The following is a 10,624-nucleotide window of genomic DNA, read 5'->3' on the forward strand; positions in this document are numbered from 1 at the left end:
CCACCCGCGCAGGAGGAGAACATGAGCGATCCCAGCGATGTGCCGGTGCTCATCGTCGGTGGGGGCGGCGCGGGGCTGACCGCGTCGATCCTGCTGTCGCTGCAGGGAGTGGAATCGCTGCTGGTCAGCGCGGCGCCGACGACCTCGACGCTGCCCAAGGCGCACATCCTGCACCAGCGGACGATGGAGATCCTGCGCGACGCGGGCGTCGCCGACGCCGTCTACGAGCGCGGCACGCCGCCGCAGAACATGACCCACGCCGGCTGGTACGTCGAGGGCACCGACGATCCCGAGCGGGGTCGTTGCCTGGGCAAGGTCGAGCTGTGGGGTGCCGGCGGAGCCAACCCGGCGTGGGCGGCCGCCAGCCACTGCCGTCCGGCGAACCTGCCGCAGCGCCACCTCGAACCGCTGCTCAAGCAGCGCGCCGACGAGCTCGGCCCGGGCCGCGTCCGGTTCGGCCACGAGCTGACCGACTTCCAGCAGGACGGCACCGGCGTGACCGCGACGGTGCGCGACGGCGCGACCGGTGAGACCTACCGGGTGCGCGGCGACTACCTGCTGGCCTGCGACGGCGGCCGGATGATCGGTCCCGCGCTGGGCATCGGTTTCGAGGGCATGGACGACATCGCGCGCATGGTGTCGGTGCACCTGACCGCCGACCTGTCTACCCGCGTGTCGGATCCCGAGGTCCTGCTGCGCTGGTTCTGGCTGCCGGAAACCGGTGTCGGCGCGACCCTGCTGCCCGCGGGCCCCACCCGCTGGGGCCCGGACTCCGAGGAGTGGGTCGTGCACACCAGCCCGGTCACCGGTGGTGCCGACGCACCCGGCGACGAGTCGGTGCTGGCCGAGGTCCGCACCATCCTCGGGCTCGCCGAGTCAGAGATGCAGGTGCACGCCGTGTCGCGCTGGACGATGGGCGGCTCGGTCGCGGAGCGGTTCCGCGACGGCCGGATCTTCCTGCTCGGCGACGCCGCGCACCGCTTCCCGCCCACCGGCGGGTACGGGCTGAACTCGGCGGTGCAGGACGCGCACAACCTCGCCTGGAAGCTCGCGGCGGTGCTCAACGGCGACGCCGGGGAGGCGCTGCTGGACAGCTACGAGGTCGAGCGCCGCAAGGTCACCGGGCGCACCGTCGGGCAGGCGGTGAACAACATCGTCAACCACCTCTCGGCGATCGAGGTCGTCGGCATGGGCCCGGACAGCGTCCCGTCGGAGAACTGGACGGCGCTGCGCAGGCTGTGGAGCGGGTTGCCGGAGGACGCGGAGTTCCGCGCCTCGGTGCACCGGGCCATCGCCGGCCAGTCGATGGAGTTCAACGCCCTCAACCTGGAGACCGGCTACACCTACGAGTCCGGCGCGGTGCTGCCCGACGGCACGCCGGAACCCGCCAATCCCGATCCGATCCGGCACTACCAGCCCGGCACGCGTCCCGGCCGGCCGCTGCCGCACGCGCTGCTGGAGGACCGGGACGGCCACCGCTACCCGATCATGGACCTGGTCCGGCCGGGCCGGTTCCTGCTGATCGCGGGCGAGGACGACCGGTGGACCGAGGCCGCGGTCGAGCTCGTCAAGCGCACCGAGCTGCCGCTGGACGCGGTGAGCATCGGGCACCTCGACGGCGACCACCTGGACCCGCGCTCGGCGTGGGTCGGGCACCGCGGCGTCACCGAGCGCGGCGCGGTGCTGATCCGCCCGGACCGGTTCGTCGCCTGGCGCAGCCCGGACGCCGCCGCGGACCCGGTCGCGGAGCTGACCGAGGTGTTCACCCGGCTCCTCGGCGGCACCGACCACGACGAAAACCCTAGGAGCCGTTGATGTCCGAGACGAGCGCCTCGAACGCCGAGGCCGTCGGCAAGCTCTACGACCGGTTCGCCGCCGAGTCCCGCGACCTGTGGCCCGAGGAGGCGGAGGTGCCGAACTTCGGCTTCGGCGAGCACCTGCACTTCGGCTACTGGGAGTCCGAGGACGACGACGCGCCCCTGGGGGTCGCGGCGCTGCGGCTCACCGACATGGTGATCGACCGGCTGCGCGTCGACGACACCCACCACGTGCTCGACGTCGGGTGCGGCATCGGCGGTCCCGCGCTGCGGACGGCTCGCCGCACGGGCGCGCGGGTCACCGGCATCACGGTCAGCGAGGCGCAGATCGAGCAGGCGAAAGCCGTTGCGCGGTCGGAAGGTCTGCGGCTGGACTTCCAGCTGGCGGACGCGTTGCGGCTGCCGTTCCCGGATGCCTCGTTCGACGCGGTGTTCGCGCTGGAGTCGATGATGCACATGCCGGACCGCAGGCAGGTGCTCGGCGAGATCGCCCGCGTGCTGCGCCCTGGTGGCCGCCTGGTCCTCACGGACTTCTTCGAGCGCGCCCCGATCCCCGAGGTCCACCGCCCGTTCGTGGACCTGCTGCTGGAGAGCTCCCTGATCACCACGGTCCCGGTCGAGGACTACCCGCAGATGCTGCGCGACGCGGGAATGCTGTTCGACGAGATCCGGGACATCAGCGACCACACGACCCGCAAGACCTTCATCGCGATGTCCAAGCCCTGGACCGACTGGGCCGCCAACAAGCCCGAAGCCACCCTCGACCAGGCCCTGGCGGCGGGCATCCCCGCCCCCGGCCTCATCGACGTCAAGGAGCTCGGCTACCTCCTGCTCGCGGCCCAGCGCCCCTGAGCCGCCCAGACCGCGTGGCCCGCACCCTGGCCACGCGGTTTCCCACTCGCCGCAGCGCCTCGGCCCCGTTCGGCTCGAACGTCACCAGGGGACGGTTCTAGCCAGAATCGCCCGGGATCTCACCCCCGAAATCCCGGGCGATTCTGGCTAAAACTGTCCCTACCGCACGACGTTGCGACCCGAACCCGCCTCCCCGACGGGGGTCGGCCCAGAGCTGCGGCCGCCGTCCCGGGGTGTCGCGGAATGCGGCCGCGATCAGGTCCCCGATCGCGGCCGCATTCCGCGTGTCACCAGGTGACGGGGAGTTCTCGGACGCTGTAGGTGATCGCTGCGTCCCGGTAGTGGAGGTCCTCCAGCGGGGTGGCGAGGGCGAGGGTGGGGATGCGGCGCACGAGGGTGCCGATGGCGACCTGCATCTCGACCCGGGTCAGGAACTTGCCGACGCAGCTGTGGAGACCGTGGCCGAAGGACAGGGAGATTCCCGTCTCCCGGGTGATGTCCAGGCGATCCGCGTCGGGGTGGGCCGCCTCGTCGCGGTCCGCCGACGGCAGCAGGAGGATCACGCCGTCGCCCGCCGGGATGGTGCGGCCCGCGATCTCCACGTCCTCCAGGGCGACCCGGCCCATGCCCCACTGCATGATGTTCTGGTGCCGCAGCAGCTCCTCCACGGCACTGTTGATCAGGCTCGGGTCGTCGCGGAGCTTGGCCAGCTGGTCCGGGTTCTCCAGCAGCGTCATGACGCTCAGCGAGATGGCGCTGGCCGAGGTGTCGTAGCCGGCCGAGAGCAGCATCATCGCCATCGCGGTGATCTCCTCCCGGGTGATCTCGCCGTTGGCGAGGTGGTTGCCGGCGAGCCAGCCCAGCAGGTCGTCGGTGGGCTTCTTCGCCTTGGCCGTGACGAGCCTGCGCAGGTACTGGAACAGGGAGCTCGCCGCGCCCTTGTTCACCGACGGGTTCGCGGTCGGCTCGTTGAGCTTCTGCACCCACCTGCCGAACGCCACCCGGTCCCGGTAGGGCACGCCGAGCAGCTTGCAGATCACCGACAGCGGGACCTCCTTGGCGTACTCGGCCACGAGGTCCACCGGCGGTCCCGCCGCGAGCATCGCGTCGATCCGGGCGTCCACCAGTTCCTGCAGGTAGGGCCGCATCGCCTCGGCCCGCTTGCGGGTGAACTGGCCGACCACCATCCGCCGGTAGCGGGTGTGGTCCGGCGGATCGGACTGGACGAACGCCCCGGGCGGCGCCGGTTCCGGGAAGAACAACCGCGGATATCCCGGGTGCGCCACCTGGGAGCTCAGCCGCGGATCGCTGAGCGCGGCCCGCACGTCGTCGTAGCGGCTGATCACCCACGCGTCGTCGCCCGCCGACGTCCGCACCCGGCACACCGGCTCCTCCTCGCGGAGCCGCCGGTACTCGGGAGGCGGGTCCAGCCGGTGCGCGTCGTCGCGCGGCATCGGGAACGGGCACGCGCGGAGCTCTTCGCCCATCATCTTCGGACCTCCCTCACCAGCGGATCGGGAATCGTTCGAGGCCGCCGGCGAGCTTGCCGCCCGCGCGCGATTCCAGCTCCGTCTGCGGCACCGCGAGGCTCAGCTCCGGCAGCCGCGAGAACAGGGCCGTGAACCCGACCGCCATGATGATCCGCACCAGCGGCGCCCCGGTGCAGTGGCGCATGCCGTGGCCGAAGGTGAAGTGCGGGTTGGGCGTGCGGGTGACGTCGAACCGCTCGGGGTTCTCGTAGACGCGGTCGTCGAAGTTCGCCAGCGAGAAGTCCAGCATCACGAGGTCACCGGAGGGGATCGTCACTCCCCCGACCTCCATGTCCTCGCTGGTGTAGCGCGGCAGGACGGGGCTGCCGATGGTCGCCCGCATCACCTCGTCGACGGCGCGCGCCATGATCTCCGGGTCGTCGAGCGCCAGCTCGCGCTGCTCCGGGTTGAGCAGGAACAGCAGCACCCCGAAGTCGAGGTGGCTGACCAGCCCGGCCAAGCCGGTGAACAGCAGGACCACGACGTGCATGCCGATCTCGTCGTCGGTCAGGCCGCTCTCGACGAACCGGGTGATCACGTCGTCGCCGGGGTCGTCCCGGCGACGCCTGCCGACCTCGGCGGCGAACGCGAACACCGACTCCATGCCGCCTTCGGCGTGCTCCCGGTCGACGGCGCCGACCCGGTCCATCTGGGTCAGCAGCTCCTCGCGGGCGTCCTCGGGGATGCCGATCAGGTCGCACAGCGCGTTCTGCGAGTACACCGTGGAGAACATCTCGTGCAGGTCGACGGGCTGACCGGCGGCGATGATCTCGTCGATCTTGGCGTGCGCGATGGCCTCCACCCGCGACTTGCGGTCGAGGACGCGGCGGGCCGCGAAGCTCTTGGTGTAGAGGGCTCGCTTCTCCTCGTGGACCTTGCGCTCGGTCTCCACGTCGGTGTTGGTGACGAGCATGTCCAGCATCGGGTTGCGCAGGAACCGCGGCGCGTTGGCCGGGTCCGGGTGGTACCGGGCGAGCCGGTTGTCCTGCAGCAGCTCCTTGACCTCGGCGTGCCGGGTCACCAGCCACGCCTCGTCACCGGCGGGCGTGCGGATGCGGCACACCGGTGCCTTCTTCTGCAGGTCGAGGCGGACCTGGCTGAAGCTGAGGATGGACGGGCGTTCGACTCCCACCAGGGGGAGCTCTTCGTCTGTTGCGGTCATGACACCTCTCCAGGTGCGGTCGGGGTTCGGGTGCCGAGCCAGTCCTCGATCACCTGCGCGGTCAGGTCGGAGTCCTCCTTCACCATCGACATGTGGTCGGTCTGGACCAGCCGGAGGTCGTCGTGCGGAACGGCGACGTCCTTGCCGGTGATCTCCAGGTCGGTGCCGTCGACCTCCTTGGCGCAGCGGATCATCAGCTTCGGCGCCGAGGTCTCCAGTCCGATGTCGACGATGCGGACGAACCAGTGCGCCATCGCCGACAAGCGGGCGCTGTTGAGGCTCACCGCAGGGGATTCCATGGTGTTGAAGTAGTTGGTGGTGACCGCGTCGAAGTCCATGCCCTCGTGGCTGTCGTAGCGGAGGCTGAGCGTGTCGAGCATGATCACCGCCTCGGGCGTGATGCCCCAGGTCTCCTCCAGCACGGCGGCCGCGAAGTAGGCGAGGGTGCCGCCGGAGGAGTGGCCGACTAGCGCGAACGGTTCGCCGTCGCTGGCGTGCAGCACCGCCTCGGCGACCCAGCGGGCGGCGGCTTCGCCGGTCGCGGGCAGCGGTTCGCCGGGTTCGAAGCCGACCAGCGGCAGCGCGGCGACCTCGCGCTTGCCGCGCAGCTGCGCCGCCAGCCGCGCGTACATGTGGATGCCCGCGGTGGCGCCCGGGGCGCTGATGCAGATCAGCTTCGGCTGCTTCGGGCCGTCGGCCAGCGGGACCGGGGTGGGCAGTTCCTCCAGCTCGGCGGGGTTCTCGAACTGCGGTCGCAGCAGGGCGACGTGCTTGAGGACCTGGAGTCCCTGCAGCGTCTGGCCGGAGCTGACCGACTGCATGAACAGCCCGTGGAGCGTGTCGCCCGGGTCCACGGCCCGGCCCAGGCCCGGGGTGGGCGCGGCCCTGGGCCCGTCGAGGGAGCCGAGTTCGACGAGCAGGGTCTTGGCGAGTTGGGCGGGGGTCTTGCTGTCGAAGACGATCGAGCTGGAGGGCCGCGCGCCGAGCTGCTCGGAGAGCTGGTTGCGCAGCTCCACGGCGATGAGCGAGTCGAAACCCAGCTCCAGGAAGTCGCGTTCGGGATCGACGGCGCTGGGATCGGGGTGGCCGAGCAGCGCGGCCGACGTGTCGACGATGAGGACCCGCAGCATGGGTTCCCGCGCCTCCGGGTCCGCTTCGCGCAGCCGGTCCCGGAAGGTGACCGCGGCCGTGCCGGAGGGCCGGGCGGCGGGTTCGTCGGGGCGCAGGCCCCGCAGCAGCGGGGCGACGTTGCCGCGCGAGCCGGTCTCGACGTGGGCCGCGACCAGCAGGGCGTCGTCGCCGGTGAGGGCGGCGTCGAACAGGGCGTGTCCCCGCTCGGGCGCCAGCGGCGGTATGCCGGAGCGGGTGATGCGGTCCAGCGCGGCGTCGCTGAGCTCGCCGGTCATGCCGCCCGTCTGCATCCACGGGCCCCACGCCAGCGACACGCCCGGGAGTCCGGCGGCCCTGCGGTGGGCGGCGAGGGCGTCGAGGTAGGCGTTGGCGGCGCCGTAGTTGCCCTGCCCGGCGCCGCCGAGCACGTTGGCCAGCGACGAGTACAGGACGAACGCCGACAGGTCGAGATCGCGCGTGGCCGCGTGCAGGTTCCACGCGCCGTCGACCTTGGGGCGCATCACGTCGGCGAGCCGCTGCGGGGTGAGCGCGTCGACCAGCCCGTCGTCGAGCACGCCGGCGGTGTGCACGACCGCGCCCAGCGGGCGCTCGGCCGGGATCGACTTGAGCAGGGCCGTCACGGCGTCGGGGTCGGCGACGTCGACCGCCGCGGCGGTCGCGGCGGCGCCGTGCTCGGCGAGTTCGGCCTGCAGCTCGGCGGCTCCCGGGGCGTCGGCGCCGCGGCGGCTGACCAGCAGCAGGTGCCGGACGCCGCGCCGGGTGACCAGGTGGCGGGCGAGTTCGGCGCCGAGGCCGCCGGTTCCGCCGGTGATGAGCACCGTGCGCTCGGGATCCCAGTCGGCGTGCGGGGTTTCGGTGCGCGGGAGTTCGACGAGGCGGGCGACGTGGGTTCTTCCGCCGCGCACCAGCACCTGCGGTTCGTCGGTGGAGACCAGCTCGGGCAGCGTCGCGGCCGACAGCGGTTCGCCGTCGGAGTCGACGAGCAGGAACCGTCCCGGGTTCTCCGACTGGGCCGAGCGCACGAGGCCCCAGGCCGCAGCGGAGGCGAGGTCTTCGCCGGTGGTGGCGCCGTGGCTGACGAACACGACGCGCGCGCGGTCGTAGCGCGGGTCGGCGAGGCATTCCTGCACCAGCCCCAGCACCCGCTCGGCGAGGGCGTGCGCGTCGGCGGCGTCCCGGCCGCTGGAGAGGGTCACCAGGAAGACGTCGGGGGCGATGCCGCTGTCACCGGCGGCGTCGGCGAGGGTTTCGCCGTAACCGGTGACGGTCTGGCCCGCGCTGTAGAGCAGGTGGGCGAGGTCGAGCTCGTCGCTGCCGATGATCGCCCAGCGCGCACCGGAGGACGCCGTGCCGACGTCGGTGCTCACCCAGTCGACGCGGTGCAGCGCACCCCGCGGCTCGTCGAGCTTCCCGAACGCGGTGCGGGGGTCGACCGCGGACTCGGGCCAGTACCGCTCGCGGTCGAACGGGTAGGTCGGCAGCTCCACCTTCCGCGCCCCGGTCCCGGCGAACAGCGGAGCCCAGTCGACCCCGGCCCCGCTGACGTGCAACCGGGCCAGCGCGGCCAGGAACGCGACGTCCTCACCTCGGTCCTTCCGCAATGACGGGACACATCCGTCGACCATCGCCGACAGCGCCCCGTCCGGCCCGACCTCCAGGAACCGCCTGACCCCTTCCTCCCGCAACGACGTCACGGAGTCGTGGAACCGCACGGCCTCCCGAACATGCCGCACCCAAAACTCAGGCGAGGTGACGTCCCCAGCAGCCACAACCGGAACCCGAGCCTCACGGAACGACAACCCCTCAACGACGTCCCGGAACTCCCCGAGCATCGGCTCCATGCGCGCCGAGTGGAAAGCATGAGACACGCTGAGTCGCTTGAACTCCCAGTTCCCGGCAACCGCCATCACGGCGTCCTCATCCCCAGCCAGCACGACCGACTCCGGGCCGTTCACAGCCGCCAAAGAGACGACACCCGATCGAGAATTGCCATTTTCAGGGGGACGAATACCGGAGTTTTCGGGGGGACGAATACTCCGGTATTCGTCCCCCCGAATACGGGAGTTTTCCGTGTCAGAAGGTTCACCCGACAGGTACGGCAGGACATCGGACTCGCTCGCGCGGACCGCGACCATCACACCGCCCGAAGGCAGGGCCTGCATCAACGAGGCTCGGGCCGTGATCAACGTGCAGGCGTCCTCGAGGGACAGCACACCGGCTACGTGGGCTGCGGCGACTTCCCCGATCGAGTGGCCTGCCAAGTGGTCCGGGGTGATGCCGAAGGACTCGATGAGGCGGTAGAGGGCGATCTCGAAGGCGAACAGGGCCGGTTGGGCGACGGCTGTCTGGTTGAGGGCTTCCTGGTCCTCGCCCCACATCACCTCTCGGACCGACGGGTCCAAGTGGGACAGGACCTCGTCCAGGGACTTGGCGAAGACCGGGTGGCGGGCGTGGAGATCTCGGCCCATGCCGAGGCGTTGGGAGCCCTGGCCCGAGAACAGCATCGCCAGGGGGCCGGGGCTCGCGACGCCTCGGGCCGCTTCTAGGAGACCGTCTTCGGTGGTGAGGAGGACTGCGCGGTGGTCGAAGGTGGTGCGGGTGGCGAGCAGCGAGTGGCCGATGTCGTGGGGGTGACCGTCGAGCGCGCGGATCCGCTCGAGCTGGGCGTCGAGCGCCGCCGGGGACTTCGCCGAGACGACCAGCGGGACCGGGCCGGTGGCCGCGGGCTCCGGTTCCGCGGCCGGTTCGGGTGCTTCGCGGAGGATGACGTGGGCGTTGGTGCCGCTGACGCCGAACGAGGACACCCCGGCGCGGCGCGGCTTCTCGCCGCGCGGCCACGACTCCGGCTCGGTGAGCAGGCGTGCGCTGCCCGCCGACCAGTCGACGTGCGCCGACGGCTCGCTGACGTGGAGCGTCCGGGGCAGCAGCTCGTGCTGCAGCGCCAGCACCATCTTGATGACCCCGGCGGCACCGGCCGCGGCCTGGGTGTGGCCGATGTTGGACTTGATCGCGCCGAGCCGCAGCGGCTGCTCCCGCTCCTGCCCGTAGGTCGCCAGCAGCGCCTGCGCCTCGATCGGGTCGCCCAGGGTCGTTCCGGTGCCGTGCGCCTCCACGGCGTCCACATCGGACGGTCCGAGTCCGGCGGAGGCCAGGGCCGCGCGGATCACCTCGCGCTGCGCGGGACCGTTGGGCGCGGTCAGCCCGTTGGAGGCGCCGTCCTGGTTGACCGCGCTGCCCTCCAGCACCGCCAGCACCGGGTGCCCGTGGCGCTCGGCGTCGGAGAGCTTCTCCACCACCAGCACGCCGATGCCCTCCGACCAGCCGGTTCCGTCGGCGTCGTCGGAGAACGCCTTGCACCGCCCGTCCGGGGCGAGCCCGCCCTGCCGGGTGAACCCGGCGAAGTTCGACGAGGTGGCCATGACCGTGACCCCGCCCGCCACCGCCAGCGAGCACTCGCCGCCGCGCAGCGCCTGCGCCGCCAGATGCAGCGACACCAGCGCCGAGGAGCACGCGGTGTCCACCGTCACCGCCGGCCCCTCGAAGCCGAAGGTGTAGGCGACGCGGCCGGAGATCACGCTGGCGGCGGTGCCCATCCCGGCGTGCCCGCCGACGTCCTCCTGCGAGCCGATGAGCACGTGCCCGTAGTCCTGACCGTTGGTGCCGACGAACACCCCGGTCCGGCTGCCGCGCAGCGACACCGGGTCGATGCCGGCGCGTTCGACGGCCTCCCAGGTGGTTTCGAGCAGGAGGCGCTGCTGCGGGTCCATCGCCAGCGCCTCGCGCGGCGAGATCCCGAAGAAGCCCGGGTCGAACTCGGCCGCGTCGTGGAGGAAGCCGCCCTGCAGGGTGGCGCTGCGGCCGTCGTCGCCGCCCGCGAGGGTGCCCAGGTCCCAGCCGCGATCGGTCGGGAAGCCCGAGATCGCGTCGCGGCCGGACTCCAGCACGTCCCACAAGTCCTCCGGCGTGCGCACCCCGCCGGGGAAGCGGCAGGCGAGACCGACGATCGCGACCGGTTCGTGCTTGCCGGCCTCGACCTCCTCCAGCCGTTGACGGGCCTTGTGCAGGTCGGCGGTGACCCACTTCAGGTACTCAACGAGCTTCTCTTCGTCGGGCATGGCCGGTGTGCCTTCCTT

4 protein-coding genes and 1 pseudogene are annotated in these 10,624 nt (G+C 71.8%); 2 read left to right on the forward strand and 3 right to left on the reverse strand.

All coding sequences use genetic code 11. The features are described from left to right. Positions 1 to 21 precede the first annotated feature (21 nt). Both QFW96_RS22205 and QFW96_RS22210 read left to right on the forward strand, forming a co-directional pair. On the forward strand, positions 22 to 1,815 hold the full coding sequence (locus QFW96_RS22205; RefSeq protein ID WP_281457638.1) for an FAD-dependent monooxygenase: 1,794 nt from the start codon (positions 22 to 24) through the stop codon (positions 1,813 to 1,815). Further along, positions 1,815 to 2,669, forward strand: a complete 855-nt coding sequence (locus QFW96_RS22210; RefSeq protein WP_281457639.1) for a methyltransferase domain-containing protein — start codon at positions 1,815 to 1,817, stop codon at positions 2,667 to 2,669. Before QFW96_RS22205 ends, QFW96_RS22210 begins: the two co-directional genes overlap by 1 nt. Positions 2,670 to 2,956: 287 nt before the next feature. Here QFW96_RS22210 and QFW96_RS22215 read toward each other — a convergent pair whose 3' ends face one another. From QFW96_RS22215 to QFW96_RS22225, 3 genes and pseudogenes are all read right to left on the reverse strand, one after another. After that, entirely contained in the window at positions 2,957 to 4,159 is a 1,203-nt protein-coding gene (locus QFW96_RS22215) for a cytochrome P450 (RefSeq protein ID WP_281457640.1), read from the reverse strand. 13 nt (positions 4,160 to 4,172) lie between these two features. Next, a complete protein-coding gene (locus tag QFW96_RS22220; RefSeq protein ID WP_281457641.1) occupies positions 4,173 to 5,360 on the reverse strand; it encodes a cytochrome P450 in 1,188 nt (395 codons plus the stop codon). After that, positions 5,357 to 10,606, reverse strand: a pseudogene (locus tag QFW96_RS22225) (SDR family NAD(P)-dependent oxidoreductase); the annotation flags it as partial. The pseudogene QFW96_RS22225 and the gene QFW96_RS22220, both read right to left, overlap by 4 nt. Positions 10,607 to 10,624: the final 18 nt, after the last annotated feature.

This window comes from Saccharopolyspora ipomoeae (assembly GCF_029952525.1).
In the GTDB taxonomy this organism is placed as follows: Bacteria; Actinomycetota; Actinomycetes; order Mycobacteriales; family Pseudonocardiaceae; genus Saccharopolyspora; species Saccharopolyspora ipomoeae.

Bases quoted from the DNA above. Each gene is read 5' to 3' on its own strand.
- QFW96_RS22205 (WP_281457638.1), top strand. From the start codon at position 22: ATGAGCGATCCCAGCGATGTGCCGGTGCTCATCGTCGGTGGGGGCGGC.
- QFW96_RS22210 (WP_281457639.1), top strand. From the start codon at position 1,815: ATGTCCGAGACGAGCGCCTCGAACGCCGAGGCCGTCGGCAAGCTCTAC.
- QFW96_RS22220 (WP_281457641.1), bottom strand. From the start codon at position 5,360: ATGACCGCAACAGACGAAGAGCTCCCCCTGGTGGGAGTCGAACGCCCG.
- QFW96_RS22215 (WP_281457640.1), bottom strand. From the start codon at position 4,159: ATGATGGGCGAAGAGCTCCGCGCGTGCCCGTTCCCGATGCCGCGCGAC.